We start from the raw sequence: 26,437 nt of genomic DNA on the forward strand, positions 1-26,437 counted from the left end.
ACCGCCAGGCGGGCCCCCGGACGGCCCGCCTCCTCTCAACCCCATTAGTTAGGCACCTAAGCACAAATAATTAGGTGCCTAATCGGTTCCACCGGAACCGCGAACCCGAAGGTGAGACAACCCATGAGCAAGAAGGCCCCCGGCGCTCCGCCGCCGTTCGTCCTGTGGCGCGAGGTCCTGGCCGCCTACGCCATGCCCGCGGTGATGGCCGGCCTCGGCGGAGCCGCCACCCGACAGCAGCCGCTGGTGGTCGCCGCCCTCACCACCATCGGCGGGACCTCGGCCCTCGTGGCCGCCGTGCTCGGGGCCGTCCTGCGCCGCCGCCCGGTCCGCGCCAGGCCCGCCCGGACGCCTCGCGCGCTGGCGGCAGCCGTCCTCGGTCTGGTCGCCGCCGCGCTCGGCCTCGCCGTCGGCCTGGCCGCCGCGCGCTGGCTCCCGCACGTCCCGATCCTCGCCGACAGCTCCTGGCCGCACCGGCTGCCGGTCGACCTGCCGGTCTCCTCCGCCATCGCCGCCACCATCACCACCTGGCGCTGGCGCGGCAGCCGCCGCATCCGCGAACCGCAGCAGCACCTCCACACCGCACCCCGACCCGAAGGACAGACGGCATGATCGTCATCATGGGCGCCGCCGGCGCCACCGGCGGCGCCACCCTGCGCAGCCTCTCCGTCCTCGGCGCCCCGAGCCGCGCGCTCAGCCGCGATCCCGCCCGCCTCGCCGCCGGACTGGACGAGCGGACGCTCGCGCGGACCGAGCCGTTCCCGGCCGATGCCGCCGACCCGGCGTCCCTTCGCACGGCCTTCCGTGGCGCCGACCGGCTCTTCCTCACCATGGCCAACAGTCCGGATCAGGTCCGGTACGAGCTGAACGCGATCGACGCGGCCCTCGACTGCGGGGTGGGGCACATCGTCAAGGTCTCCGCTCCCGCCGCCGAGCCGGACTCCCCCGTCGCGGTCTCCCGGGGCCACCACCTGATCGAGGAGCGCCTGCGGTCCTCCGGCGTCACCACCACCGTGCTGCGTCCGTACGCGTTCATGCAGAAGCTGCTGCTCCTGGCGCCCGGCATCGCCGCCGCCGGGGTGGTGCACGGCGCGACGGGGCAGGCGCGCTGCAACTACGTGGACGTCCGGGACATCGGCGACCTCGCCGCCGACGTGCTCACGCGCGCGGAGCCGGCGGCCGGCAGCTATCCGCTCACCGGCGGGCGGGCCTACAGCCACTCGGAGCTGACCGCGCTGCTGGGCGAGCTGCTCGGCCGGCCGGTCCGCTACGTCGACCTCTCCCCGGCCGAGCTGCACGGCCACCTGGTCGGGCGGGCCGGGATGCCGGACTGGCTCGCCGCCCACGTGGTGGAGATCCAGCAGCTCGCGGTGGTCCGCCGGGAGACGCCCGACGACGCCTTCACCCGTGTCACCGGGCGCACTCCGCGCACACTGGAAGCCTTCCTCCGGGAGCACCTGCACCGCTTCCGCTGACCGGTCCCGACCGGGTGGCGGGCCCGGACCGGCCCGGGCCGCGGGGCCGAAAGAGCTCCGGAAACGGCCGAAACGCCGGGCCCGCCACCCGAAGGGAGCAGTATTCGCTGTGGCGTGGATCACGATCCGAAATCCGGTCTGACGATCCGTCAATTCGACTGATTTACCGTCACATCAAGCCCAGAGGACCTCAGTTGTTGACTGATGCTTCGTCAGATTCTTTCACTCTCGGCCGAGTTGGGTCGAGTTGGGTCGAGCGCGGCCCCCTACGCCGCCGGTCAACCGGAGCTACCATCGGTCGGGTTGTCCGCTCCGGCCCCGGAGTGGGGTCACCCGGTTACGGCGAGTGCTCCCACCGCCCCCAGGGGCCGGGCATCGATCGGAACGGGGCGAGGACGAGGAGCGCACGGGCTGCCATGACAGCTGAACCGAGCCAGCCGAACGAGCCCAGCCGGCCGCAGCAGATCGCCGCGCCGTCGCGCGCCCTGTTCCCGGGCCGCCCGGCCGCCGCGCCGCGCACCCTGGTGGACGTCCTGGACGCCACTGTGCGCGCCCACCCCGACGAGCCGGCCCTGGACGACGGCCGCACCGTGCTCAGCTACCGCGCGCTGGCCGCCGAGGTCGAGCAGCTGCGCCGCCGGCTGGCCGCCGCCGGGATCGGCCCGGGCGACCGGGTCGGCGTGCGGGTGCCCTCCGGCACCAACGACCTGTACGTCTCGATCCTCGCCGTGCTCGCCGCCGGGGCCGCCTACGTCCCGGTGGACGCGGAGGACCCGGACGAGCGCGCCGAGCTGGTCTTCGGCGAGGCCGGGGTCGCCGCCGTGCTCGGCGCCGGGCGCGCCCTGACCGCGACGGCGGAGCCGACGACCGCGCCCGACCGCCGCCCCACCCCCGCCGACGACGCCTGGATCATCTTCACCTCCGGCTCCACCGGCAAGCCCAAGGGCGTCGCCGTCACCCACCGCAACGCCGCCGCCTTCGTGGACGCCGAGGCCGCGCTCTTCCTCCAGGACGAGCCGATCGGCCCGGGCGACCGGGTGATGGCCGGCCTCTCGGTGGCCTTCGACGCCTCCTGCGAGGAGATGTGGCTGGCGTGGCGGCACGGCGCCTGCCTGGTGCCGGTCCCCCGCTCCCAGGTTCGCAGCGGCGCCGACCTCGGCCCCTGGCTGGCCGAGCAGGAGATCACCGTGGTCTCCACCGTCCCGACGCTGGCCGCGCTGTGGCCGGCCGAGGCACTCAACGAGGTACGGCTGCTGATCTTCGGCGGCGAGGCCTGCCCGCCCGAGCTGGTGCAGCGCCTGGTCACCGAGGGCCGCGAGGTGTGGAACACCTACGGCCCCACCGAGGCCACCGTGGTCGCCTGCGCCGCGCTGCTGACCGGCGACGGCCCAGTGCGGATCGGCCTGCCCCTGGACGGCTGGGACCTCGCCGTGGTGGACGAGGCCGGCGAGCCGGTGGCCCCCGGCGGTACCGGTCAGCTGGTGATCGGCGGCGTCGGCCTGGCCCGCTACCTCGACCCGGAGAAGGACGCCGAGAAGTACGCGCCGCTGTCCTCGCTGGGCTGGGAGCGCGCCTACCGCAGCGGCGACCTCGTCCAGGCCGACCCGGCCGGTCTGCTGTTCCTCGGCCGCACCGACGAGCAGATCAAGCTGGGCGGCCGCCGCATCGAGCTCGGCGAGGTCGACGCGGCGCTGCAGGCCCTGCCCGGTGTGGCGGGCGGGGCCGCCGCCGTCCGGACCGCGCGCGGCGGCAACCAGCTGCTGGTCGGCTACCTGGTGGCCCAGGACGGCTTCGACCGGGAGCGGGCCGTCGAGCGGCTGCGCGCCGAACTGCCCGCCGCCCTCGTCCCGCTGCTCGCGACCGTCGAGACCCTGCCCACCCGGACCTCCGGCAAGGTGGACCGCAACGCCCTGCCCTGGCCGCTGCCCGAGCTGGAGGCCGCCGGACCGACCGAGCAGCTGTACGGCACCGAGGCCTGGCTGGCCGAACAGTGGTCCGAGATCCTCGGCATCACGGTCGGCGGCCCGCGCGACGACTTCTTCGCGATCGGCGGCGGCAGCCTGGCCGCCGCCCGGCTGACCACCCTGCTGCGCAGCCGCTACCCCAGCGCGGCCGTCCTCGACATCTACCAGCACCCGACACTGCGCAAGCTCGCCCGACACCTGGAGGGCACCGCCGCCGAGAGCGTCGAGGCCCGCACGGTGACCCTCGTGCCGACCAGGGCCAAGCTGCTGCAGTTGCTCACGCTGATCCCGCTGTTCACCGTGGTCGGCCTGCGCTGGACGGTCGCCCTGCTGGCCGCCGGCAACCTGCTCACGCACCTCGGGGACTATCCGTGGGCGCCCACCGCCTCCTGGTGGTGGGTCGGCGCGGGCGCGCTCGCGCTGTACACCCCGGCGGGGCGGCTGGCGGTCTCGGCGGGCGGTGCCCGGTTGCTGCTGCGCGGCCTGCGCCCCGGCAGCCACCCACGCGGCGGCGCGGTCCACCTGCGGCTCTGGGCGGCCGAGCGGCTCGCCGAGCTGAGCGGTGCGACCTCGCTGTCCGGCGCCTGGCTGGTGCGCTACGCCCGTGCGCTGGGCTGCAAGGTCGCGCCCGACGTGGACCTGCACTCGCTGCCGCCGGTCACCGGGATGCTGAAGCTGGGCCGCGGCTGCGCGGTCGAGGCCGAGGTGGACCTGTGCGGCTACTGGCTGGACGGCGACCGGCTGCTGATCGGCCAGGTCAAGGTCGGCTCCGGCGCCGTGGTCGGCACCCGCTCGACGCTGCTGCCCGGTGCCCGGGTCGGCAAGCGCGCCCAGGTCGTGGCCGGCTCCAGCGTCACCGGCCAGGTGCCGACCGGCCAGCGCTGGGGCGGTGCGCCCGCCGTCAAGCTGGGCCGTGCCGAGCGCACCTGGCCCAAGGAGCGCCCGCCGCGCCGGGCCCGCTGGGCCGCGATGTACGGCGCCGGCGGTGCCGTGCTCGGCCTGCTCCCGGCGCTGCCGGCCCTCGCCGGGCTGGCCGTGTTCGCCCGCTTCGTCCACCAGGGCGACTCCCTCGGGCCCGCGCTCGGCGGCGCGCTGCTCGGCCTGCTGCCGGCCACCCTGGCGTACGGCGCGGTGTACGCGGCGCAGCTGTTGGTGCTGGTCCGGCTGCTGAGCATCGGCCTGGTGCCCGGGCTGCACCCGCTGCACGGCCGGGTCGGCTGGCAGGCGTGGACGGTCACCCAGCTGATGGACCGCGCCCGGGAGGTGCTGTTCCCGCTCTACGCCGGGCTGGTCACGCCGCTGTGGCTGCGGGCGCTCGGGATGCGGGTCGGCCGGGGCGCCGAGGTGTCCACGGTGCTGGCGCTGCCCAGTCTGACCACGGTCGGGGACGGCGCGTTCCTGGCCGACGACACCCTGATGGCGCCGTACGAGCTGGGCGGCGGCTGGGTGCGGCTCGGCGAGGCGAAGGTCGGCGAGCGGGCGTTCCTCGGCAACTCGGGGATGACCGCGCCGGGCCGGTCGGTGCCCAAGCGCGGCCTGGTGGGCGTGCTGTCGGCGACGCCGGCGAAGGCGAAGAAGGGCGGCTCGTACCTGGGCATGCCGCCGATGCGGCTGCCGCGCTCGGCGGACCGGGCCGATCAGAGCCTGACCTACGAGCCGCCGGCCCGGCTGCTGTGGGCGCGCGGGCTGGTCGAGCTGGCCCGGGTGGTGCCGGTGCTGGCCTCGGGGGCACTGGGCCTGCTGACCGTGGCGGCGCTGTCCTGGCTGGCCGCCGGCTCGCCGCTGACCGCCGCGCTGCTGTCGGGCGTGGTGCTGCTGGGGGCCGGCGCGGTGGCCTGCGTGGTCGCGGTGGCGGCGAAGTGGCTGCTGGTCGGGCGGTTCCGGGCGGTGGAGCACCCGCTGTGGAGCGGTTTCGTGTGGCGCAACGAGCTGGCGGACACCTTCGTGGAGATGCTGGCGGTGCCCTGGCTGGTCGGTGCGGTGCCGGGCACGCCGGTGCTGAACCTGTGGCTGCGGGCGCTCGGCGCGCACGTCGGGCACGGTGTCTGGTGCGAGAGCTACTGGCTGCCGGAGGCGGACCTGGTCACCCTCGGCGACGGGGTCAGCATCAACCGGGGCTGCGTCGTACAGACCCACCTCTTCCACGACCGGATCATGCGGATGGATACTGTGGTCCTCCGCGAGGGCGCCACCCTGGGCCCGGGCGGCATCGTGCTGCCCGGCAGCACGGTGGGCGCGCGCAGCACGCTGGGCCCGGCCTCGCTGGTGATGCGCGCCGAGTCCGTCCCCGACGACACGCGGTGGCTGGGCAACCCCATCGAGGCGTGGCAGACCACGTCATGACCACCCGTCCCGGCCCGCAGGAAGCCCCCGTCCCCGTGAAGCCCAAGCACGCCCCGGCGGCCGCCGGCGCCCCGGACCCGTACTTCCCGACCAGCGGCGACCACCGCTACCGGGTGCACCGCTACGAGCTGACGCTGGACTACCGGCCCGGGCCCAACCGGCTGGCCGGTTCAGCCCGGCTGAGCGCGGTGGCGGACACGGTGCTGGCGGAGTTCGCGCTCGACCTGGCCGAGTTCCGGATCGGGCGGGTGCTGGTCGACGGCCGGGCCGCCCGCTACACCCACCGCGCCGGCAAGCTGCGCATCCGCCCGGCCAAGCCGCTCGCGGCGGGCGCGGCGTTCACCGTCGAGGTGCACTACACCGGCAACCCGCGCCCGGTGCGCAGCCCGTGGGGCGGCCTGGGCTGGGAGGAGCTGACCGAGGGCGCGCTGGTGGCCAGCCAGCCGGTCGGCTCGCCGTCCTGGTTCCCGTGCAACGACCGGCCCGCCGACAAGGCGACCTACCAGATCGCGGTCACCACGCCGTCCCCGTTCACCGTGGTGGCGAGCGGCCGGCTGCTGACCCGCACCACCCAGGCGTCCAGCACCACCTGGGTGTACGAGCAGAGCGCGCCGACCTCGACCTACCTGGTGACGGTGTCGATCGGCCACTACCGGCCGGTGCCGCTGGCCGCGCGGCCGGCCGTGCCGCAGACCGGGTACGTGCCGGAGCGGCTGGCCACCGGGTTCGCCCGGGACTTCGCCCGGCAGCCGGAGATGACGACCTACTTCGGCGAGGTCTTCGGGCCGTACCCCTTCGGCGAGTACGCGGTCGTTCTCGCGGACGAGGAACTGGACGTCCCGGTGGAGGCGCAGGGCATCGCCACCTTCGGCACCAACCACCTCGGCGGCGGCTGGGAGCGCGAGCGGCTGATCGCGCACGAGCTGGCCCACCAGTGGTTCGGCAACAGCGTCACGATCGCCGACTGGCGGCACATCTGGCTCAACGAGGGCTTCGCCAAGTACGCGGAGTGGCTCTGGTCCGAGCACGCCGGCGGCCCGGCCGCGGCCACCCACGCCGCCGCCGCGCACGCGCTGTTGTCCGGGCTGCCACAGGACCTGACGCTCGGCGACCCGGGCCGGAAGCTGATGTTCGACGACCGGCTGTACCAGCGCGGCGGGCTCGTCGTGCACGCGCTGCGGCGGGCCCTCGGCGACGACGCGTTCTTCGCGATGCTGCGGGACTGGACGAGCATCAACCGGCACGGCGTGGTCGACACCGCCGACCTGCGGGCGCACGCCTCCCGGTACGTCGCCACCCCGCTCGGTCCGCTCTTCGAGGCCTGGCTGGAACGGCCGGAGCTCCCGCCGCTGCCGGGCTGACCGCGCGTCGGGACAGCCGGTCGTCCGGTCGGCGGAGAGGCGGTTTATCCGGTCGGAGGCGGGGCGGTTTATCCGGTCGGAGGCGGGGCGGTTTATCCGGTCGGAGGCTGGGCCGGGCTGGACTACTGTCCGTCACATGTCGATGAGTTTCGAAGACCACATGACCGACCTGCCCGACGAGTTGCTCCCCACCACCCGCCGCGCCCTGCTGCACCGGCTCGCCGTCGCCCAGTCCGAGGGGCGCACGCCCTCGATCGTCGCCGGCGTGGTGCGCGGCGGGCGGCTGGTGTGGAGCGGCGCCCGCAGCATGATCGACGGCCACGCGCCGACCCCGGACGTCCAGTACCGGATCGGCTCGCTCACCAAGACCTTCGTCGCCGTGCTGGTGCTGCGGCTGCGCGACGAGGGCCTGCTCGACCTCGCCGACCCGCTCTCCCACCACCTGCCCGGCACCCCGGCCGGCGGCGCGACGATCGCCCAGTTGCTCTCGCACTCCGCGGGGCTCGCCGCCGAGACCCCCGGCCCGTGGTGGGAGCGGACCGAGGGCTCGCTGCGGCCCGGCCTCGGCGACCTCCTGGAGGCCGAACGTCCGCTCAAGCACCCGGCCGGCCGGCTCCACCACTACTCCAACCCCGGTTACGCGCTGCTCGGCGCGCTGGTGGAGAAGCTGCGCGGCGAGCCCTGGGGCGAGGTGCTGCACCGCGAGGTGCTGGCGCCGCTGGGCATGGACCGCACCACGCTGCTGCCCGAGCACCCGCACGCCGGGGGCTTCGCCGTCCACCCGTGGGCCGACGTCATGCAGCCCGAGCCGCTCACCGACACCGGCCTGATGGGCCCGGCCGGCCAACTCTGGTCCACCGGCGCCGACCTGGCCCGCTGGGCGGCCTTCCTCGCCGTCGGCGACGACAAGGTGCTGTCCGCCGACACCCTCGCCGAGATGCGCCGCCCCGCCGTCGCCCCGGAGGACGCCGGGTGGACCAAGGCGTACGGCCTCGGCCTGCAACTGCGCCGACACGGGGGCCGGTTGCTGGCCGGGCACACCGGCTCGATGCCCGGCTTCACGGCGGGCCTGTGGATCAGCGAGGCCGACGGCCTGGCCGCGTTCGCCCTCTCCAACGCCACCAGCGGTGCCGACACCGCGCAGCTGGCCGCCCGGTTGATCGCGCTCACCGCCGAGCACGAGCCGCGGCTGCCCGAGCCGTGGCGCCCGCTGAACGAGGTGGACGAGGAGCTGTTGGAGCTGACCGGCCCCTGGTACTGGGGCGCCGCGCCGAACGCCCTGCGGCTACGGGCCGGCCGGGTGCTGGAGCTCGCGCCGCTCGCCGGCGCCGGCGGCGGCCGCGGCTCGTGCTTCCGGCCCGAGGCGGACGGCACCTGGACCGGCCTGGACAACTACTACGCGGGCGAGACCCTGCGGGTGGTCCGGGGCGCCGACGGCACGGTCAGCCACCTGGACGTCGGCTCCTTCGTCTACACCCGCGAACCGTACGGACCGGCCGACGCCGTCCCGGGCGGCGTCGACCCGGCGGGCTGGCGGGCCATGTGAGCCGGGTCGGCACGTGAGCCGGGTGGCCCGGGTGGGGTGACCGCGACCGCGGGGGCGTACGGTGCAGCCGCACGCCCCCGTTGTCCACCCCCTGCGAACGAGCGCCCGGTGCCGGGCAGATGACCGGCAGGCCACGGGTGGTCCCATTCAGCAGGTGCACATCTGCGCTCCGCCGTGCCGCAACGTGGATGCCAACCGACTCGGAGAGACATACCGAGACCGGTTCGCGTCCATGCCCAACCACCTGCGGACCGGGACGGTGCCCTGGCGATCCACGGCACCGCCGATCGTGCTGCCCTGGAGGGTCCGCCATGACCACCGTCCCCACGTACACTCCGTCCGCAGTCGCCCCCGCCCACGACACCCCGGCGGTCCCCGCCCCGCGCCACCGGCCCGCGCCGGTGTCCGCGTCCGCCCCCGCCTCCCTCGCCACCCCCGCCTACACCGTCTCCCTCGCCCGCGACGAGGACGACGTGCGGGCCGCCCAGCGGCTGCGCCACCAGGTGTTCGCCGCCGAGCTCGGCGCCGTCCTGCACAGCCCGGTCGCGGGCCTGGACGTCGACCCGTTCGACGAGTACTGCGACCACCTCCTGGTCCGCGAGGGCGAGCACGGCACCGTCGTCGGCACCTACCGGCTGCTGCGCCCCGAGGCCGCCCGGCGGGCCGGACGGCTGTACTCCGAAGGCGAGTTCGACCTGTCGGCCCTGGCGCCGGTCCGCCCGGGCCTGGTCGAGCTCGGGCGCTCCTGCATCCACCCGGACCACCGGGGCAACGGCGCCGTCATCAACCTGATGTGGGGCGGCATCGCCCGCTACCTCGCCGACACCGGCAACACCTGGGTCGGCGGCTGCTGCTCGATCGGCCTGGAGGACGGCGGCGCCACCGCCGCCCGGGTCTGGGACACCGTCAGCGCCAAACACCTGGCGCCCGCGGAGTACCGGGTCGCCCCGCGCCGCCGCTGGGACGCCACCGGTGTGCCGCGCGCCGAGCGGGGTGCGCTGCCGGCCCTGCTCCGCGGCTACCTGCGGCTCGGCGCCTGGGTCTGCGGCGAGCCCGCGTACGACCCGGACTTCCACTGCGCCGATCTGTACGTACTGCTCTCGCTGGAGCGCACCGACCCGCGCTACCTGCGGCACTTCCTCTCCGGGCTGCCCGGCCTGGGCACCGCGGCATGAGCGTCTGGCTGCCCACGGCGACCTGCCGGCCCGAGACCTGCCTGGCCGGCCCCGCACCGCATGTCTCCCACCCCCGGCGGGTGCTGCGGCTGACGGCCTGTCTGGCGGCGGTCGTGGTCGGCGTCGCGCTCATCCCGCCGGTCCGCCTGCTCCCGTACGGCGGCCGGGAGCGGCTGATCCGGCTCTGGGCGCGCATTCTGCTCCGCGCCCTCGGGGTGACCGTCCACCTCGCCGGGCCCGACGGCGGGCCTGTCGGTGCGGCCGGGGGCGGGGGCGGGCCTGTCGGTGCGGCCGGGGGCGGGGGCGGCGGGGTGCTCGTGGTGGCCAACCACGTGTCCTGGCTGGACATCCCGCTGCTCGCGGCCGGACGTCCGGGCCGGTCGCTGGCCAAGACCGAGGTCCGGCAGTGGCCGGTCCTCGGCCGGCTGGTCGCCTGGGGCGGCACCGTCTTCCTGGACCGCGACCGGCTGCGGACGCTGCCGGACACCGTGGCGGCGGTAGCCGAGGTGCTGCGCTCCGGACGCCCGGTGATCGTCTTCCCGGAGGGCTCGACCTGGTGCGGGCGGGAGAGCGGCCGGTTCCGGCCCGCGCTGTTCCAGGCCGCGGTGGAGGCGCGCGCCTTCGTCCAGCCGGTGACCATCCGCTACCGGCTGGCGGACGGACGGCCGACCAGCGTCCCCGCCTTCGTCGGGGACGACGGGCTGCTCACCTCCCTCGCCCGGGTGGTCGCGGCCCGCGGGCTGGTCGCCGACGTGACGTTCCTGCCGCCGATCCCGCCGCCCGCCCCGCGACCCGCCCGGGCGTCCACCCGGGCGGACGCCCGGCGCGAACTGGCCCGGACGGCGCAGGCGGCGGTGGAAGGGATCCACTGACCGGCCGCCACGACGGCGGCCGGTCAAGCTCGGTGGGCCTCGGCCGACGCCGCCGGGTGCGGTCGCCGCGCGCCGACGGCACCACCCGGGACGGCCCCGGTCGGGCCCGGCCCAAGGCACCCGAGGGCCCCACCGGCTCCCCGGCCGCGGGATAGGCTCGCCGGGCACCCCGGCCCGTACGACCACGGAGGAGTCACCGATGCCCGACACGTACCCCCTCTACGAACCGTACGCGCAAGGCCTGTTGGATGTCGGCGACGGGCAGCGGATGCACTGGAACGCCTCCGGCAACCCGGCGGGCACGCCGGCCGCGGTGGTGCACGGCGGGCCCGGGTCCGGCCACAGTCCGGGCGCCCGACGGTACTTCGACCCGGAGCGCTACCACGTCGTCCAGTTCGACCAGCGCGGCTGCGGGCAGAGCCGGCCGCACGCAGCCGACCCGTCGACCGGGATGGAGCACAACACCACCCGTCACCTGATCGCCGACATGGAGCGACTTCGGGAACACCTCGGCATCGACAAGTGGCTGCTGTACGGCGGTTCGTGGGGATCCACGCTGATCCTCGCGTACGCCCAGGCCCACCCCGAGCGCGTGTCCGGGATCGTCATCTGCGGGGTCACCATGACCGACACCGACGAACTCGACTGGCTCTACCGGGGAGTCGGCCGGCTGATCCCCGGGCCGTGGGAGGAGTTCCGGGACTTCCTGCCGACCGCCGACCGCAACGGCGACCTCCTCGCCGCCTACAGCCGACTGCTCAACAGCCCCGACGAGACGGTCCGACGAGCCGCCGCCACCGCCTGGGCCACCTGGGAGGACGCGGTCATCTCGCACGAGGCCCTGGGCAAGCCGAACGCCTACACCGACCGCCCCTCCGACGCCCTGATGGCCTTCACCCGGATCACCGCGCACTACTTCTCGCACCAGGCCTTCCTGGAGGACGGCCAACTGCTGCGCGACGCCGGACGACTGGCCGGGATCCCGGCCGAGCTGATCCACGGCCGGCTGGACCTCGGAGCACCGCTCGGCATTCCCTGGAAGTTGACCAAGGCCTGGCCGGACGCCCGTCTGACGGTCATCGACGAGTCCGGGCACACCGGAAGCCCGAGGATGACGGAGGCGGTCGTGGCCGCGATCGAGCGCTTAGCCTGAACACCCGGGCTCCGCACGGGCAGTTGGACCGTTCGTCACAAGTGGCCCATTCCAATGAACCCCTACGATACGATGCATGATCGCCTACGCCCCAGCCGCCCTGTTCTTCCTGTTGTTCGGGATCGGGGTACTGCGCGACCGCCGCCAGTTCAGCAACGCCGTCCTCCTCGGTATCGCCGTCTCGCTCCTCTCCCTCGCCCTGCTCACCGAACTCCGCAGGACGACCACCACGGTGGTGGAGATCGTCGCGGCGGCGATCATCCTGCTGCCGGCCCTCGGCACGGCGGCCCTGGTCTGGTTCCTGCTCTCCAACGGGCTCACCATGATCCGCAAGGAGGGCAGACGACCCGCCAACCTGCTGTCGCTGCTCGCCGGGCTGGGCATCATCACCGTCATCGTGCTGCTGCTCGCCGCCCTCGCCACCGGCTCGCGGCGGCTGGCCATCCTGGCGGGCACCGCCGTCCTGGTGGTCCTCTACGTCTCGTTCCTGTTCGTCTGCTTCGTCGGCTACGCCTTCCTGTACAGCCGCCACCGGCCTCGCCGGGACGTCGACTTCGTGGTCGTGCTCGGCTCCGGGCTGATCGGCGGCGAGCGCGTCCCGCCGCTGCTGGCCAGCCGGCTCAACCGGGGCCGCGAGGCGTACGAGAAGCAGGCCGCGCACGGCAATCCGCCGGTACTGATCACCTCGGGCGGCCAGGGACCGGACGAGAAGCTGCCTGAGTCCCATGCGATGGCCGACTACCTGACCGAGCGCGGCTTCCCGGCCGAACACATCGAACGGGAGGACCGCTCGCGCACTACCGAGGAGAACCTGCTCTTCAGCAAGGCCATCATGGAACAGGCCAAGCCCGACTACCGCTGCGTCGTGGTCACCAACAACTTCCACGCCTTCCGGGCGGCGCTCCTCGCCCGCAAGACCGGTGTCAACGGACACGTCTTCGGCTCGCCCACCGCCCGGTACTACTGGCCGACCGCAACCATCCGCGAGTTCGCGGCGGTGTTCCTCTCGCACAAGCTCGTCAACTTCGGGATCTGCGGCCTCCTCGCACTCTGCGGGGTGCTCGCGGCGCTCTGAGCGCCCATGTCACCTACCCCTCCGGCCTGAGCCCGGCGAACAGGTCGTTCTCAACCCCGCCCGCCCCGGCCGCCCCGCCTGCTCCACCGGCCACGGGCAGCAGGCTCCGGGCCAGGTGGTAGTCCTCGGTCGGCCAGACCTCGCGCTCGATGTCCCGCGGGTGGGCCATGAACGCGACCCCCGGCGCGACCTGGGTGGCGTGCGCCAGCATCGCCGCGTCCCGTACGGCGAACTGCTCGGCGCACGCTATCCGGGTGGTGGTCGTCAGGACGGGCGGGGTGTCGGGCCACCCGGCGAGCAGTTCGCCCATGGCCGAGGGGACGCCGCGCTCCGTCATGGCGTCGTGCAGGGTCTGGAACCAGGCCCGGGAGAGCACCACGTGGTAGTAGAGCTTGGACGCCTGCCAGGGCTCGCCCGCTTCGGGGTGGCGCCCCGGGTCGGCGGCGGCCTCGAAGGCCGCCACGGTGACCTGGTGGGTCATCACGTGGTCCGGGTGCGGGTACCCGCCGGTCTCGTCATAGGTGATCACCACGTGCGGGCGGAACTCGCGGATCAGTGCGACCAGCGGCGCCGCCGCGGCCTCGACCGGCTGGGAAGCGAAGCAGCCCTCGGGCAGCGGCTCGTCCGGCCCCGGCATGCCGGAGTCGACGAAGCCGAGGAACTGCTGGCGCACCCCGAGGATCTCCCGGGCGGCCGACATCTCCTCGCGCCGGATCCGGGCGATGTCGGCCCGGACCTCGGGACGGTCCATCGCCGGGTTGAGCACCGAGCCGCGCTCACCGCCGGTGCAGGTGACGACCAGGACCTCCACCCCCTCGGAGGCGTACCGGACGAGGGTGGCCGCGCCCTTGCTGGACTCGTCGTCGGGGTGCGCGTGCACGGTGAGCAGGCGCAGGCCGCCGGGGTGTTTGGTGAACATGGATACCTCCGTGAGCGTCGATCGAGGAAGTGGCGGTCGAAGAGCTGGCGGTCGAAGAACCGACGGCCCGGTCAGGCAGCGTTCTTGCGGGTGTTCGGGTAGAGCCAGGCCGGCCCGATCGCCAGCGCGGACAGGACCAGCCCCCACCAGAAGGTCTCCCCGAAGGCCGCGCCCGGACGGTCCGGGTGGCCGTGCTGTGCCTGCTGGAGGGCCAGCGTCAGCACTGCCGTCCCGAGCGCCCCGCCGATCCGGTTCAGCACGTTGACCGCACCCGCGGCCGCCGGCACCTGGGCCTTCTCGACGCTCCCGTACACCGCCGCCAGGCCGGGGATCGCGATGAGCCCCATGCCCGCGCCGCGCAGCGCCAGCGAGCCGGCGATCAGCCAGTCGGCCGGGTCGGAGCCGCTGCCCAACTGGGTGAACGCGAGCGTGCCGACGAGGGAGCAGGCGATGCCGATCATGATCAGTGGACGCGGCGCGAGGCGGTCGGTTATTCGGGCGGCCAGCATCGCGGTGACCGCCGTGCCGAGGGCCTGCGGTGCGAGCAACAGGCCGGCCTCCACCGCCCCGGCGTGCTTCACCTGCTGGTAGTAGAGCGGCACCAGGAACATCGAGCTGTAGAGCGCGGCGCCCTGCAGGAAGCTGTTCGCCGTCGCCACGGTGAAGCCGCGCCGGGCGAACAGCCGCAGGTCGATCAGCGGCGTCCGGACACCACCGCGCCCCACCCGCAGCGCGTACCAGCCGTAGACCGCCACCAGCATCGCGCCCGCCCCGAGAGCGGCCCAGCCGGCCGCTCCGCCGCCACCGATCGTCGAGAGCCCGTAGACCAGCCCGGTCAGGCCGGGCGAGAGCAGCACCAGGCCGGTCACGTCCAGCCGGGGCTTCGGCGCGTCCGACGTCTCGTCAGCCGGCAGCCAGCGGGCGGCCGACAGCAGAATCAACAGCCCGACCGGAACGTTCAGCAGGAACATCCAGCGCCAGTCGAGGTGCTCCAGCACCAGCCCGCCGAGGATCGGCCCCAGGACGGGGGCCAGGCTGATCGGGAGCATCAGGGTGCCCATCACCCGCCCCATCCGGGACGGCCCGGCCGCTTGTATGATGATCGCCTGGCCGAGCGGTTGAATCATCCCGCCGCCGATCCCCTGCAGCACCCGGAAGGCGATCAGACTGCCCGTCGACCAGGCCAGACCGCACAGCGCCGACCCGAGCACGAACAGGACGACCGAGGCGAGCCACGCCCGCCGGGCCCCGAAGCGACCAGCGGCCCAGCCCGAGAGCGGCATCGTCAGCGAGATCGCCAGCAGGTACCCCGTGGCCACCCACTGCACCGCGGCGATCGAGCTGTGCAGATCGCGGCCGACGGAGTCGATGCCGACGTTGACGATCGTGGTGTCCAGCAGTGCGAGCACCGGACCCAGCGCGAGCACCGAGGCCATCTTCCACAGGCTCGACGGGATCGCCTCCGGTTCCCCCTCCCGGACTCCCCCTCGCCGGCCCTTCGCAGTGACGGATGTGGTCATGCGCCCTCCCCTGGTCGCCCCTCGGGCGAGTCGCCCTCGAGCCCTGTAGCCACCCCGGCGATCACTGTGGCGATCGCTCCGACGGCCCTCCGGCAGCCGTTCCGACCGCCCGAGAAGAACTTAGGACGGACCCACTTGCTGGGTCAAGCCTAATTACTGTGCTCGACCCAGCGACCTGCGCTAGGCTCCCGCCATGACCGAGACCGGGACCGCGCCCAACCTGCGCGAACTCAACAAGCGCCGCACCCGCGAGGCGATCTCGCACGCCGCGACCAGGCTCTTCATCGAGCAGGGCTTCGACCGGACGACCATCGCCGAGGTCGCGGCCGCCGCGGGCGTCGCCAAGATGACCGTCACCAACCACTTCCCGCGCAAGGAGGACCTCTTCTTCGACCTGCACGAGGAGCTCGTCGGCCGGCTCGCCCGGGCCGTCGCCGAGCGCGCGCCGGGTGAGTCCGCGCTCGCCGCGCTGCGCCGCGACTGCCTGGCCAGGATCGACCGGCACGACCCACGGCTCGGCTTCTCCGGCCCGGCCTTCGCCCGCACGGTCTTCGACAGTCCGGCCCTGGTCGCCCGGCTGCGCGAGGTGCACGAGCAGAGCGAGACCGCCCTCGCCGAGGCGCTGGCCGAGGCCGTGCACGAGAGACCCGTCGGCTTCGAGAGCCGGGTCGCCGCCGCGCTGTTCGGCGCCGTCGACCGGGCGGTGTTCGCCGAGGTGCTCCGCCACACCCTGGCCGACGAGGACCACGCCGCGATCGCCGCCGCGGTGCGGCCCTCCGCCGTCCGCGCCTACGACCGGCTGGAGGGCGCCCTGGGCGGCTTCGCCGTACGGGAGGCCTAGCGATCCCACCCAGGACGAGCCACTCGGGACGATCCGCGCAGAACAGCCCGCACAGGGCAGAACACCCCGCACCGGACGGTCCACCGCACAGGACGGTCCACCCGGGACAGAGCACCCTTGACGAAAGGTTGACCTGCTCACGGCAGAAGGTTGACGATCACCGCCTCTATCGTCGGCCCATGCCCTCACAGCCCATCAGGCCCACCGCGCTGCCGGTCCTGCCGTACCGCAAGCCCACCCGGGGCCGGGACTACTGGGTCCTGAACGACGTCCTGCCCGACCCGGACGCCGTCCGCGAACGCTGCCTGGCCCGCGGCGAGTGGACCGAGGGCTACCCGCACCGCCCCGAGACCTGGCCCGGACTGCGCACCATGCCGGGCCTGGAGCCCGAGGAGCTGGCCCGGGTCGAGTCCCAGGTCCGCAAGGCGACCGGTGCCTCCCGACTCTGGGTGCAGAGCACCCCGGGCGGCGGCACGCTCAACCACAACTGCGTCCAGGTCGTCGGCGCCGGGGAGTCAGAGTCCCGCCCGCACACCGACTCGCGCGCCCTCTGCCGCTTCGCCGCCGTGCTCTACCTCAGCCCGGGCGCACCCAAGGACGCCGGCACCAGCTTCTACCGCCAGCAGTTCCCCGGTGGTCGCCTTGGCGGCAACGTGGTGGACGCCCCGCACAACAATCTGGTCGAGGCGCTCGGCACCCGCCGCGTGCCCGCCGACCACTTCGTCGAGGACGTCCGCGTCCCCAACCGCTACAACCAACTGCTGCTCTACAACGCCAATCTGATCCACAGCGCCACCGGCTACTACGGCGACGAGCTGGCGGAGCGCCGGATGACGGCGGTGTTCTTCTGGATGGCCTGACGCCACGACGCCGTGACAACGTGACGCCGTGACGACGCGGCGGGCGGCGCCGCCGGGCAGCTCAGGCCGCCCCGACGTGCGCCAGGCTCGCCCGCGTCAGCGCCGCCGCCAGCCGGGCCAGGTCCTTCGCCGCGACCAGCTGCGCCAGGCCCGCCGGACTCGCCGGCAGCCCCAGCGTCCGGGCCTCCTCCAGTACCCGCTCGTCGAAGTACGGCCGCAGCGACGGCCAGACCGCCTGCGCCTCCCGCCGGAAGATCCCGGCCCCGACCGGCCCGATCCGGGGAAACTCCCGCAGCAGCTCGCCGATCCGCTCCGGCTCGCCGCCCGCTTCCTCCCGCAGCCGCCGCAGGTCGCCGTGCCAGCGGTCGAGCAGCAGCTCGGCGCCCCGGCCGAGCGCGGTGGCGGTGCTCTCGTCGTAGCGCACGTAGTGGGCCCGGCCGAGCGCGGCGATCAGCGTGCCGCGCCGGGCGTCGGCCATCGCGCGTGGAGTCCGCAGACCGGCGGCCGACAGCTCGCGCGCCGCCGCCGTGGCGGTGTCGGCGCTGATCCGCACCGAGCACAGCACGGTCAGGACGAGCAGCCGGTAGAGCGGCGAGGGCTTGTCGCGCAGCGTGATCCCGGCTTCCTCCGCGTAGGTGCGGCCGAACCGGTCCAGCAACTCGGAAACGGTTGCTTGCACGGTCATCACCTCCTCCCCCCACGCCTGCCCGGATTCGGGCCCCTCGCACCAGGGGACGCTCGCCGCATGGACCAGGACCCCACGGACCACACCCGCCCGAACCGGCCCGCCGTACCACCGGCCGCACCACCCCCCGTGCCACCCACCGCGCCACCGGCTGTGCCACCCACCGTCCCACCGACCGAGGCGATCCGCCCCGACTGGGCCGCGATCGACGAACTGCCCACCGCCGAGCTGCTCCGTCTGATGAACGCCGAAGACCGCACGGTCGCCGCCGCCGTCGGCGGACAGCTGGAGCGGATCGCCGCCGTGGTCGACGCGGTGGCCGCCCGGATGGCGCGCGGCGGACGGCTGGTCTACGCCGGGGCGGGAACGGCCGGCCGGCTCGGGGTGCTGGACGCCGCCGAGTGCCCGCCGACCTTCGGCACCGACCCGGCACTCGTCGTCGGCCTGATCGCGGGCGGGCGGACGGCCGTGACGGAGGCCGCCGAGGGCGCCGAGGACCGCCCCGACCTCGCCGAGGCCGACGTGGCCGTGCTCGCCCTCACCCCCGCCGACACCCTGGTCGGCGTCTCCGCCTCCGGCCGCACGCCGTACGCGGTGGCGGCCGTACGGGCCGCACGGGCCACCGGCGCGCTGGCCGTCGGGCTGGCCTGCAACCGCGGTTCGGCGCTGGCGGCCGCCGCCGAACTGGCCGTCGAGGTGGAGGTGGGCCCCGAGGTGTTGGCCGGCTCGACCCGGCTCAAGGCGGGGACCGCGCAGAAGCTGGTGCTCAACATGCTGTCGACGGCCGTGATGGTCCGCCTCGGGCGGACGTACGGAAATCTGATGGTCGACGTCCGGGCCACCAACAGCAAGCTGCGCGAGCGCGCCCGGCGGATCGTCGCCGAGGCCACCGGCGCCGACGACCAGAGCATCCGTCGCGCCCTCACCGCGACCGACGGGCGGGCCAAGGACGCGATCCTGCTCCTGCTCGCCGACATCGACGCGCCCGCCGCCGCCCGGCTGCTCACCGCCGCGAACGGTCGACTGCGCGAGGCTCTGGAGGCAGCCCGCAACGGCTGATCCAAGCCCGTCGGCGACGGCCAGGACGGGATCGCCGAGCTCGGAGAACAACTGGTCACGCTGTCGCGGTCAACGGAAAACCGGGCCACACCGAAGGTCTTCGCCGGAGCCGGGAAAACAGTCGTCGCCCCGTTCGACCGCCCCGCCTCCGGCCGAGGCTCGGGCAGGCGGCGTGCGAGGCAGGCGGCAGGCGTGCGGGGCAGACGGCAAGCGTGCGGGGCAGGCGGCAAGCGTCGGGACGGAAGCTGCCGGTGGACCTGCCGCTCGGCATCGCGCCGCGACCCTAGCGTGAGGTGCGGCGCCGGACACACCGGCGAGGCGCCACAGGAAACCCCGCTACGCCGTCAACTCCCTTTCACACGGAAGGACTTCACACCCACCCATGTCCAGCCTCCGCTCCCGGGTCGCCGCTCTGGCCGCCCTCGCCACGATCGGGTTCGGCGCCCTCACCACGGGTACCGCCGACGCCGCCCCGGCTGTTCCGGCCACCGCTCCTGCTGCTGCTCCGGCCGCGGCCGCCGCGCTGACCGAGCCCACCCACATCCCGATGAACAGCCTGCTGAACCGCAACCAGGCCTGGTACTCGCCGAACGGCCAGATCATGCTGGCCATGCAGGGCGACGGCAATGTCGTCCTGTACCGCGGCACCACCCCGATCTGGGTGGCCAAGGGCGCCATCCCCAACGGCAACATCCTGGTCATGCAGGACGACGGCAACCTCGTCGTGTACGCCGCCGACAACACCCCGCTGTGGGCCAGCAACACCGGCGGCCACCCCGGCGCCGAGCTGGTCATCTACAACGAGGGCGCCATCGCGGTCCAGCTGAACGGCAAGGCCCTGTGGAGCAGCGTCCAGTCGACGCCGACCCTGCCCCCGTGCCCGCCGTGGGGCCCGCCCTACCCGGGTCAGGTCACCTGGCCGTGGTGCCCGACCTGGCCGTTCCCGAGCTGACCCCCGGCCCGGACGACCGCACGCCTGGGCACCTGAGCCCGGCCCGCACACCTGCCACTCGGACGACCGCACGCCTGGGCCCGTAAGCACGGCCCGTACCCCTGGCGCCCCAGCGACGGCGGGGGTACGGCCCGTGCCCCGGTCGCGCCCCGCGTGTTCCCGGGCCCTACCGACCCGACCCCGGTCGGCCTATCGTTAGCTGGCGGAAGCTATCGAAGTCCCCCTCTCCGACCCCCGGCGGCCCGATGGGCCCCTCACCAGGAGGCAGCGGTGGCGACTCGACTTTCCGGTGGCGGCAGGACCGGACGCGTCCGCCGGGTCCGCGGCGGTGTGGAACCGGACCACCCCCGGTACAAGTGGGTGGCCCTGTCGAACACCACCCTCGGCACGCTGATCGCCACCATCAACGCGTCGATCGTGCTGATCTCGCTGCCCGCGATCTTCAACGGCATCGGGCTGGACCCGTTGCAGCCGGGCAACGTCAGCTACCTGCTCTGGATGCTGATGGGGTACATGCTGGTCACCGCCGTGCTGGTGGTGACGCTCGGCAGGCTCGGCGACGTCCTCGGCACGGTCTGGGCCTACCGCTCGCTGCGCGACACGGGGGTACGGCGGCCCGCCCGGGTCGACTGGTGGGGCAACGTCACCTTCGCGGTCGGCCTGACCGTCCTGCTCGCGGCGATCACCTACGGCATCCAGCCGTACGGCGGCCGCACCATGGGCTGGACCAACCCGTGGGTGCCGGCCGGGCTGATCGGCGGGGTCGCGCTGCTGGCCGTGTTCTGCCTGGTCGAATCCAGGGTCGCCGAGCCGATGTTCCCGCTGAGGCTCTTCCGCGCCCCGGTCTTCACCGGGGGCAACGCGGCCACCCTGCTGGGTTCGATCGCCCGCGGCGGGCTCCAGTTCGTGCTGATCATCTGGCTGCAGGGCATCTGGCTGCCGCTGCACGGCTACGACTACGCCGACACCCCGCTGTGGGCCGGCATCTACCTGGTCCCGCTGACCGTCGGCTTCCTGGCCGCGGGGCCGCTCTCCGGGTACCTCTCGGACCGCGCCGGGGCCCGGCTGTTCGCCTCCGGCGGGCTGGTGGTGATGGCGCTGTCCTTCGCCGGACTGCTTCTGCTGCCGACCGACTTCGGCTACCCCTGGTTCGCCGTCCTGGTGTTCCTCAACGGTCTGGGGGGCGGCCTGTTCGCCGCGCCCAACACCGCGCTGATCATGTCGAGCGTGCCCGCGGAGGCGCGCGGCGCCGCCTCCGGCATGCGGGCCACCTTCCAGAACGCCGGCATGGTGCTGTCGATCGGCGTGTTCTTCTCGCTGATGGTGGCGGGCCTCGCCGGGTCGCTTCCGCACACGCTCACCGCGGGACTGACCGCGCAAGGCGTCCCCGTCGGCGACGCCCGGGCCATCGCCGCCCTGCCACCGGTCGGCACCCTCTTCGCCGCCTTCCTCGGCTACAACCCGATCCAGCAGTTGCTGGGCCCGCACGTGCTCGGGCAGCTCCCGCCCGGCAACGCGCAGACGCTGACCGGCCGGGAGTTCTTCCCGCAGCTGATCTCCGGGCCCTTCCACGACGGCCTGGTCGTGGTCTTCTGGCTGGCGATCGCGATGTCGCTGGTCGCGGCGGCCGTCTCGCTGGCCCGCGAACGCCCCCGGCCCGCCGCCGTCGCCGCCGCCGAGGCGGACGCCGACGCGGCCGAAGCGAAGGCGGACCCGACCACGGCGGACGCGACGTGACCGGGGCGGACGGCGCCGGACTCCCCGCCGAGGCGGTGGTCCGGCTGCGCCTGGTGATCGGCCGGCTCAACCGGCAGATGGCCCGCGCCGCCGACGACCAGGACCTGACCGCCGCCCAACTCTCCGCGCTGGCCCGGGTGGAGCAGCACGGCCCGCTACGGCTCGGGGAGTTGGCGGCGCGCGAGGGGGTGGCCGTCCCCTCCATGGTCCGCACGCTCGCGCCGCTGACCGCGGCCGGGCTGATCGCCAAGACACCGGACCCGCTGGACGACCGGTCCCAACTGCTGGCCCTGGCGCCACAGGGCGAGGAGGCGCTGTCCCGGATCCGTCGGGAACGCTCCGCGCTCCTGGCCCGCCGCAGCACCCGGCTCAGCGCGCGCCAGTGCCGGGAGTTGGAGGCGGCGCTCCCGCTGCTGGAACTGCTGCTGAACGAGCCCGGAACACCCGAGCCGCCCCCGCACCCACCGAGGGCCGAACCGCCCACCACCCACGGAGGAGACGCGGACAGCTGAGGGGCTGCGGACGGCTGGAGGGGCCGCCGACAGCCGGGGGCCGCCGACGGGCTCCGGCGGCGGCCCCCTCGAACGTCGCCTCGCCTCAGGCCGGAACGCCCTGCCACGGCGCACCCTGCCACGGGCCGTACGCCGCGACCTGCGCACGCAACTGCCGCAGCGCCCGGGCGGAGGCGATGCCCACCGCGCCGACGACCAGCCCGTCCCGTACGCAGGCGCCGGCGAAGCGGCGCTCCTCGAGGCCGCCGTCGACGACCTCGAAGCGGTCGGCGCCGCCCGGGCGGCCGAAGGCCTGGACCCGCAGCCCGTACTGGTCGGTCCACAGGTACGGGACCGGCTCGTACGCCTGTCGCCCGCCGTCCTGGCCGGCCAGCAGGTTCCGGGCGACGCACAGGGCCTGCTCGGTGGCGTTGGTGCGCTGTTCCAGGCGCCGTCGACGGCCGGTGCGGGGGTCAGGCCAGGAGGCGGCGTCGCCCGCCGCCCAGATGCCGGGGCCCGCGGCGCAGTGGGCGTCGCAGACCACGCCGTCGTCCAGCCGGACGCCGCTGCCGGCCAGCCACTCGGTGTCCGGCACCGACCCGATGGCCATCAGCACGACATCGGCCGACAGTTCGGTGCCGTCGGCCAGCCGCACCCCGGCGGCCCGGTCGCCGCGCCGGACGACCGCCGCGGCCACGCCCTGCCGGATCCGCACCCCGTGCTCGCGGTGCAGGGCGGTCAGCAGCGCGGCCGACTCGGTGCCCAGCACGGCGGCCAGGGGTGTGGCGGTGGACGTCAGCCAGGTCACCTCGGCCCCGAGCCCGACGGCGGTGGCCGCCGCCTCCGCGCCGAGCAGCCCGCCTCCGACCACCAACAGCCGGACGCCCGCGGATAGTTCGGCGCGCAGCGCGAGCGCGTCGGCGAGCGTGCGCAGCACGTGGGCGCCGGGCGTGGTGGCGTCGGCGCCCGGAAGCCGGCGCGGCCGGACCCCGGTGGCCAGGACGAGGGCCTCGCACCGCACCCGCCGACCGTCGGACAGTTCCACCGTCCGCTCGCGCCGGTCGAGGCGTTCGGCCCGCACCCCGAGGCGCAGGTCGAGGCCGAGCTCGTCCAGCGCCTGCGGGCCGCGCAGCGCCAGGCGCTCCGGCTGCCACTGCCCGGCGAGCAGCTGCTTGGACAGCGGCGGGCGGTCGTACGGCGGCTCCTCCTCGGCCCCGATCAGGGTGAGGCGGCCGTCGTACCCGGCGCGGCGCAGCGCCTCGGCGGTGTGCAGTCCCGCCGCGCCCGCGCCGACGACGGCCACCGCGCGCGGTGTGCTCACGCCTCGTCCAGCCGGATCGCGGCGGCCGGGCAGACCGCGGCGGCGTCCCGGACGGCCTGGTGGGACTGGGCCGGGGGCTGGGCGTCGAGCAGGACGACGATGCCGTCCTCGTCGCGCTGGTCGAAGACCTCGGGGACGGCGAGCACGCAGTGTCCGGCGCCGCAGCACTTCTCCTGGTCGATCTGGACGAGCATGGGGTTCCTTTCGGGACGCGGCAGGATCGGCCTGCCGGGGGCGAACTGCACTGGGGTGGTTGGCTGTTGCGGCGGGTGGCCGACAGGGCCCGGGGCCCGGCCCGGTCGCGGTGCCGACGGTCACCAGGCATCGGCCAGCAAGCGCGGGGCACCGAGCGTCGGCCACCAGGCGTCGGGCACCGAGCCTCGGCCACCAGCCGTCGGGCACCGAGCCTCAGTCACCAACCGTCGGTCACCAGCCGACGGGCAACTCCTGGACGCCGTAGATGAGCATCTCGCCGCGGAAGCGGACGTCCTCGAACGGAACGGCCAGGCGCAGTCGGGGCAGCCGCCGCAGGACGGTGTTCAGCGCGATCTGCAGTTCCAGCCGGGCGAGCGGCTGCCCCAGGCACTGGTGGACGCCGAAGCCGAAGGCCAGGTGCAGGCGGGCGTCACGGGACAGGTCGAGGGCGGCGCCGTCCGGAAACTCCCGCGCGTCCCGGTTGGCGGTGTTGATCATGCAGATCACGCCCTCCCCGGCCCCGATCCGGACCCCGCCGACGGTGACGTCCTCGGTGGCGACCCGGGTCAGGCCTGAGTGCACGATGGTCAGGTAGCGCAGGAGTTCCTCGACCGCGCCGGCGACGGATTCCGGGTGCGCGCGCAGGTGGGCGAGCTGGTCGGGGTTCTGCAGCAGGGCGAGGACGGAGAGCGCGGTCATGTTCGCCGTGGTCTCGTGCCCGGCCACCAGGAGCAGCCGGCCCATCGCGCCGATCTCCTCGGTGTCCAGCTCGCCGCGCTCGACCAGCCGGCTGAGGATGCTCCCGTCGGGCTCGGCGCGCTTGGCCTCGGCGAGTTTCACCAGGTAGTCGGCCAGTCTCTGCTGGGCGGCGCCCACCTCCTCGGCCGAGGAGTCACGGCGCAGCAGGATCCGGCTGCACTCCTGGAAGAAGTCGTGGTCCTGGTACGGGACTCCGAGCAGCAGGCAGATGACGAGGGAGGGCAGCGGCAGGGCGAACTCGCGAACCAGGTCGGCACGGGTGCGCCCGGCGGTCATCCGGTCCAGCAGGTCGTCGGCGATGCGCTGGATCTCGGGGCGCAGCGCCTCGACCTTCTTGATCATGAACTCCCCGGTGAGCATCCGGCGCAGCCGGGCGTGCTCCTGGCCGTCCATCCTGATGAAGGTGGGCTGACCGCTGCTCAGCTGCCGGGCGCCGGCGCTGATGAACGGGAAGCCGGAGCGGGTGGCGTCCGAGCTGAAGCGGGCGTCGCCGAGTACCGCCTTGACGTCCTCGTGGCGGGTGACCAGCCAGCTGGGGGCCCCGTCCCACAGGGAGACGCGGCTGATCGGCTCCTCCTGCTGGGCCTGCCGGTAGGCGGGCGGCGGGTCGAACGGGCAGCCACCGCGGGCGGCGGGGTGGGCGAACCGGGGGGTCTGAGCGGTTGTGGCCATCATGGGCTCCCTTCTCGGAGCTTCGGGTGCCGACGGCGTCGGGCGGGTGGGCCCGCGGCACCGCGGAGCAGTTCCGGACCATTTACATGCCCTAAGCAACTAACTCACCGTCACGCTAACTCGCGATCCGTGGCGATGAAAGGGCTCACCGGGCGACGGTCGGATCTGTCCGAAAACCGGTCAGGGACCCGCAGCGCCACCGCGCCCCGCACCGGATCGCTACAGTTCCCCCATGCCGGACGCCACCGATCATCGGACCGCCACCTCCGACCTGGAGGCCGTGCTGGCCTCGCTGGCCTACCTGCTGACCCGCTCCCAGGAGCACGAACGCCAGGCCGCCCGGGCGGGCATCACAGCGGCCCGCTCGGACGTCTACCTGCTGCGCGCGCTCGCCGACGGGCAGGGCGCCAGCCGGGTGGGCGACCTCGCCACCCGGCTGATGGTCAAGCCCTCCCACGTCACCCGGCAGATCGACCGGTTGCAGGGCCAACAGCTGGTGGAGCGCACCCCGGACGCGGCGGACCGGCGGGCCCGCCAGATCGAACTGACCACCGAGGGGCGGGCGATGCTCGACCGCCTGAAACGGGCCAACATCGCCGGGCTCGCCGACGCGCTGGAGGGAATCCCGGAGTCGGACGTCGCCGCCACCGTCACCGTGCTGCGCCACCTGATCGACCGCTACGTCCACCGGGTCCGGACCTCGGCGCTGTCCGAGGACGACACTCCCCCGGACGGACCGGCCGAGGAAACCGGAGCGGCCGACCGCGCCGACCCGGATCCAGCCACATCGCCCACCGTTACCAGCCAGTGACGATCCGTCCACAACCGATCCGCCGAACAGGGCGTCCTTGGAGATGGCAGAGCCCGAAGCGCGGCATCCGCCTTCGGGCCGAAACAATCACCTCCCCTCGAAAGGGGTGCACCCGTGATCGTCTCCAAGCGGAACTCCCTGCGCCTGGCCGCCGTGACCACCCTCAGCGTGATCTCCCTCGGGCTGGCGGGCACCGCCATGGCCGCCGCCCCCGCCGCCCAGCCCGCGGCCGCCACACAGCCGGGCATCGTGCAGCAGGGCATCGTGCAGTCGGCCGCCACCCAGCCGGCCGCCGCGCACGCCGCCATCACCGCCCAGCCGTCGGTCTCCGCCGTCCCGGCGTGGCAGCTGTTCCGCGTCACCGGCACGACCACCGGCCTCAAGGCGGGCAGCACGGTGACCCTGCAGCAGAAGCAGCACGGCAGCTGGGTCACGCTGCCCGCCTCCGTCCACACGACCCGCGACGGCTCCTACTCGCTCGGCGTGAAGCTCGGCCTCAAGGGCCTGAACGAGCTGCGCATCACCAGCGGGGACAGCGCCTCCCCGGTCTTCACCGTCACCGTGCGCTGACCCACGGCCCACGGCGCACGGCCAACGGCGCGCCGAAGAAGGCCCCCACCGCCACCGGATGCTGTTGGTTAATCGGTGAGG

General features: G+C 74.2%; 23 protein-coding genes. 17 read left to right on the forward strand and 6 right to left on the reverse strand.

Features of this window, described 5'->3' with window-relative positions; translation table 11 throughout:
* The first annotated feature begins 123 nt into the window (after window positions 1-123).
* The 9 genes from ACZ51D_RS03080 to ACZ51D_RS03120 all read left to right on the forward strand — a co-directional run bounded on the left by ACZ51D_RS03080 (window position 124) and on the right by ACZ51D_RS03120 (window position 12,964).
* Window positions 124-612, forward strand: a complete 489-nt coding sequence (locus ACZ51D_RS03080; protein WP_465661008.1) for a hypothetical protein — start codon at window positions 124-126, stop codon at window positions 610-612.
* Complete coding sequence (locus tag ACZ51D_RS03085; protein ID WP_465661010.1) at window positions 609-1,475, forward strand: NmrA family NAD(P)-binding protein; 867 nt, start codon at window positions 609-611, stop codon at window positions 1,473-1,475. The genes ACZ51D_RS03080 and ACZ51D_RS03085 overlap by 4 nt, the downstream gene beginning before the upstream one ends.
* A gap of 416 nt (window positions 1,476-1,891) precedes the next feature.
* Window positions 1,892-5,782, forward strand: a complete 3,891-nt coding sequence (locus tag ACZ51D_RS03090; protein WP_465661012.1) for a Pls/PosA family non-ribosomal peptide synthetase — start codon at window positions 1,892-1,894, stop codon at window positions 5,780-5,782.
* The gene (locus ACZ51D_RS03095) at window positions 5,779-7,143 is read left to right on the forward strand and encodes a M1 family metallopeptidase (protein WP_465619672.1); all 1,365 of its coding nucleotides are present in this window, start codon (window positions 5,779-5,781) and stop codon (window positions 7,141-7,143) included. The genes ACZ51D_RS03090 and ACZ51D_RS03095 overlap by 4 nt, the downstream gene beginning before the upstream one ends.
* Before the next feature lie 160 nt (window positions 7,144-7,303).
* A complete protein-coding gene (locus ACZ51D_RS03100) occupies window positions 7,304-8,689 on the forward strand; it encodes a serine hydrolase domain-containing protein (protein ID WP_465619674.1) in 1,386 nt (461 codons plus the stop codon).
* 311 nt (window positions 8,690-9,000) lie between these two features.
* Complete coding sequence (locus ACZ51D_RS03105) at window positions 9,001-9,864, forward strand: GNAT family N-acetyltransferase (RefSeq protein WP_465619631.1); 864 nt, start codon at window positions 9,001-9,003, stop codon at window positions 9,862-9,864.
* Window positions 9,861-10,736 carry a lysophospholipid acyltransferase family protein gene (locus ACZ51D_RS03110; protein ID WP_465619633.1) on the forward strand — a complete coding sequence of 292 codons (876 nt, stop codon included), beginning with the start codon at window positions 9,861-9,863 and terminating at the stop codon, window positions 10,734-10,736. Before ACZ51D_RS03105 ends, ACZ51D_RS03110 begins: the two co-directional genes overlap by 4 nt.
* Window positions 10,737-10,935: 199 nt before the next feature.
* A complete protein-coding gene (gene pip / locus ACZ51D_RS03115) occupies window positions 10,936-11,889 on the forward strand; it encodes a prolyl aminopeptidase (RefSeq protein WP_465619635.1) in 954 nt (317 codons plus the stop codon).
* A gap of 76 nt (window positions 11,890-11,965) precedes the next feature.
* Window positions 11,966-12,964 carry a YdcF family protein gene (locus ACZ51D_RS03120; RefSeq protein ID WP_465619637.1) on the forward strand — a complete coding sequence of 333 codons (999 nt, stop codon included), beginning with the start codon at window positions 11,966-11,968 and terminating at the stop codon, window positions 12,962-12,964.
* Between the two features lie 13 nt (window positions 12,965-12,977).
* Here the strand turns inward: ACZ51D_RS03120 and mca are convergent, their stop codons facing one another.
* Window positions 12,978-13,883 (reverse strand): mycothiol conjugate amidase Mca, encoded by a 906-nt coding sequence (gene mca / locus ACZ51D_RS03125; RefSeq protein ID WP_465619639.1) that lies wholly within the window; start codon window positions 13,881-13,883, stop codon window positions 12,978-12,980.
* 71 nt (window positions 13,884-13,954) lie between these two features.
* A complete protein-coding gene (locus tag ACZ51D_RS03130; protein WP_465619641.1) occupies window positions 13,955-15,403 on the reverse strand; it encodes an MDR family MFS transporter in 1,449 nt (482 codons plus the stop codon).
* A 193-nt stretch (window positions 15,404-15,596) separates the two neighbouring features.
* Here ACZ51D_RS03130 and ACZ51D_RS03135 point away from each other — a divergent pair, with 193 nt between their 5' ends.
* Together ACZ51D_RS03135 and ACZ51D_RS03140 are read left to right on the forward strand one after the other, a co-directional pair.
* Entirely contained in the window at window positions 15,597-16,244 is a 648-nt protein-coding gene (locus ACZ51D_RS03135; protein ID WP_465619643.1) for a TetR/AcrR family transcriptional regulator, read from the forward strand.
* Between the two features lie 179 nt (window positions 16,245-16,423).
* Entirely contained in the window at window positions 16,424-17,104 is a 681-nt protein-coding gene (locus ACZ51D_RS03140; RefSeq protein WP_360491290.1) for a DUF6445 family protein, read from the forward strand.
* Between the two features lie 61 nt (window positions 17,105-17,165).
* On the opposite strand, the gene ACZ51D_RS03145 is transcribed toward ACZ51D_RS03140, so the two are convergent.
* Complete coding sequence (locus ACZ51D_RS03145) at window positions 17,166-17,789, reverse strand: endonuclease (protein WP_465619645.1); 624 nt, start codon at window positions 17,787-17,789, stop codon at window positions 17,166-17,168.
* A 60-nt stretch (window positions 17,790-17,849) separates the two neighbouring features.
* On the opposite strand from ACZ51D_RS03145, the gene murQ reads away from it, so the two are divergent.
* The 4 genes from murQ (at window position 17,850) to ACZ51D_RS03165 (ending at window position 22,049) form a co-directional block, all read left to right on the forward strand.
* The gene (gene murQ / locus ACZ51D_RS03150) at window positions 17,850-18,848 is read left to right on the forward strand and encodes an N-acetylmuramic acid 6-phosphate etherase (RefSeq protein WP_465619647.1); all 999 of its coding nucleotides are present in this window, start codon (window positions 17,850-17,852) and stop codon (window positions 18,846-18,848) included.
* A gap of 382 nt (window positions 18,849-19,230) precedes the next feature.
* On the forward strand, window positions 19,231-19,800 hold the full coding sequence (locus tag ACZ51D_RS03155; RefSeq protein WP_465661014.1) for a hypothetical protein: 570 nt from the start codon (window positions 19,231-19,233) through the stop codon (window positions 19,798-19,800).
* Between the two features lie 270 nt (window positions 19,801-20,070).
* On the forward strand, window positions 20,071-21,537 hold the full coding sequence (locus ACZ51D_RS03160) for an MFS transporter (RefSeq protein ID WP_465661016.1): 1,467 nt from the start codon (window positions 20,071-20,073) through the stop codon (window positions 21,535-21,537).
* Window positions 21,534-22,049 carry a MarR family winged helix-turn-helix transcriptional regulator gene (locus tag ACZ51D_RS03165; RefSeq protein ID WP_465661018.1) on the forward strand — a complete coding sequence of 172 codons (516 nt, stop codon included), beginning with the start codon at window positions 21,534-21,536 and terminating at the stop codon, window positions 22,047-22,049. The genes ACZ51D_RS03160 and ACZ51D_RS03165 overlap by 4 nt, the downstream gene beginning before the upstream one ends.
* Before the next feature lie 85 nt (window positions 22,050-22,134).
* On the opposite strand, the gene ACZ51D_RS03170 is transcribed toward ACZ51D_RS03165, so the two are convergent.
* The 3 genes from ACZ51D_RS03170 to ACZ51D_RS03180 all read right to left on the reverse strand — a co-directional run bounded on the left by ACZ51D_RS03170 (window position 22,135) and on the right by ACZ51D_RS03180 (window position 24,975).
* Window positions 22,135-23,349: an NAD(P)/FAD-dependent oxidoreductase gene (locus ACZ51D_RS03170; RefSeq protein WP_465619652.1), complete on the reverse strand. Its 1,215-nt coding sequence runs from the start codon at window positions 23,347-23,349 to the stop codon at window positions 22,135-22,137.
* Window positions 23,346-23,543, reverse strand: a complete 198-nt coding sequence (locus ACZ51D_RS03175; protein ID WP_465661020.1) for a ferredoxin — start codon at window positions 23,541-23,543, stop codon at window positions 23,346-23,348. Before ACZ51D_RS03175 ends, ACZ51D_RS03170 begins: the two co-directional genes overlap by 4 nt.
* Window positions 23,544-23,775: 232 nt before the next feature.
* Window positions 23,776-24,975: a cytochrome P450 gene (locus ACZ51D_RS03180; protein ID WP_465661022.1), complete on the reverse strand. Its 1,200-nt coding sequence runs from the start codon at window positions 24,973-24,975 to the stop codon at window positions 23,776-23,778.
* A 232-nt stretch (window positions 24,976-25,207) separates the two neighbouring features.
* Here ACZ51D_RS03180 and ACZ51D_RS03185 point away from each other — a divergent pair, with 232 nt between their 5' ends.
* Together ACZ51D_RS03185 and ACZ51D_RS03190 are read left to right on the forward strand one after the other, a co-directional pair.
* Window positions 25,208-25,786, forward strand: a complete 579-nt coding sequence (locus ACZ51D_RS03185; RefSeq protein WP_465619658.1) for a MarR family winged helix-turn-helix transcriptional regulator — start codon at window positions 25,208-25,210, stop codon at window positions 25,784-25,786.
* Window positions 25,787-25,903: 117 nt separating this feature from the next.
* Window positions 25,904-26,356, forward strand: coding sequence for a hypothetical protein (locus tag ACZ51D_RS03190; RefSeq protein ID WP_465661057.1), 453 nt, complete (start codon window positions 25,904-25,906; stop codon window positions 26,354-26,356).
* Window positions 26,357-26,437 lie beyond the last annotated feature (81 nt).

Source organism: Kitasatospora sp. NPDC033851, assembly GCF_055576085.1.

Bases quoted from the DNA above. Each gene is read 5' to 3' on its own strand.
- ACZ51D_RS03080 (WP_465661008.1), top strand. From the start codon at position 124: ATGAGCAAGAAGGCCCCCGGCGCTCCGCCGCCGTTCGTCCTGTGGCGC.
- ACZ51D_RS03085 (WP_465661010.1), top strand. From the start codon at position 609: ATGATCGTCATCATGGGCGCCGCCGGCGCCACCGGCGGCGCCACCCTG.
- ACZ51D_RS03090 (WP_465661012.1), top strand. From the start codon at position 1,892: ATGACAGCTGAACCGAGCCAGCCGAACGAGCCCAGCCGGCCGCAGCAG.
- ACZ51D_RS03095 (WP_465619672.1), top strand. From the start codon at position 5,779: ATGACCACCCGTCCCGGCCCGCAGGAAGCCCCCGTCCCCGTGAAGCCC.
- ACZ51D_RS03100 (WP_465619674.1), top strand. From the start codon at position 7,304: ATGACCGACCTGCCCGACGAGTTGCTCCCCACCACCCGCCGCGCCCTG.
- ACZ51D_RS03105 (WP_465619631.1), top strand. From the start codon at position 9,001: ATGACCACCGTCCCCACGTACACTCCGTCCGCAGTCGCCCCCGCCCAC.
- ACZ51D_RS03110 (WP_465619633.1), top strand. From the start codon at position 9,861: ATGAGCGTCTGGCTGCCCACGGCGACCTGCCGGCCCGAGACCTGCCTG.
- pip (WP_465619635.1), top strand. From the start codon at position 10,936: ATGCCCGACACGTACCCCCTCTACGAACCGTACGCGCAAGGCCTGTTG.
- ACZ51D_RS03120 (WP_465619637.1), top strand. From the start codon at position 11,966: ATGATCGCCTACGCCCCAGCCGCCCTGTTCTTCCTGTTGTTCGGGATC.
- mca (WP_465619639.1), bottom strand. From the start codon at position 13,883: ATGTTCACCAAACACCCCGGCGGCCTGCGCCTGCTCACCGTGCACGCG.
- ACZ51D_RS03130 (WP_465619641.1), bottom strand. From the start codon at position 15,403: ATGACCACATCCGTCACTGCGAAGGGCCGGCGAGGGGGAGTCCGGGAG.
- ACZ51D_RS03135 (WP_465619643.1), top strand. From the start codon at position 15,597: ATGACCGAGACCGGGACCGCGCCCAACCTGCGCGAACTCAACAAGCGC.
- ACZ51D_RS03140 (WP_360491290.1), top strand. From the start codon at position 16,424: ATGCCCTCACAGCCCATCAGGCCCACCGCGCTGCCGGTCCTGCCGTAC.
- ACZ51D_RS03145 (WP_465619645.1), bottom strand. From the start codon at position 17,789: ATGACCGTGCAAGCAACCGTTTCCGAGTTGCTGGACCGGTTCGGCCGC.
- murQ (WP_465619647.1), top strand. From the start codon at position 17,850: ATGGACCAGGACCCCACGGACCACACCCGCCCGAACCGGCCCGCCGTA.
- ACZ51D_RS03155 (WP_465661014.1), top strand. From the start codon at position 19,231: ATGTCCAGCCTCCGCTCCCGGGTCGCCGCTCTGGCCGCCCTCGCCACG.
- ACZ51D_RS03175 (WP_465661020.1), bottom strand. From the start codon at position 23,543: ATGCTCGTCCAGATCGACCAGGAGAAGTGCTGCGGCGCCGGACACTGC.
- ACZ51D_RS03180 (WP_465661022.1), bottom strand. From the start codon at position 24,975: ATGGCCACAACCGCTCAGACCCCCCGGTTCGCCCACCCCGCCGCCCGC.
- ACZ51D_RS03185 (WP_465619658.1), top strand. From the start codon at position 25,208: ATGCCGGACGCCACCGATCATCGGACCGCCACCTCCGACCTGGAGGCC.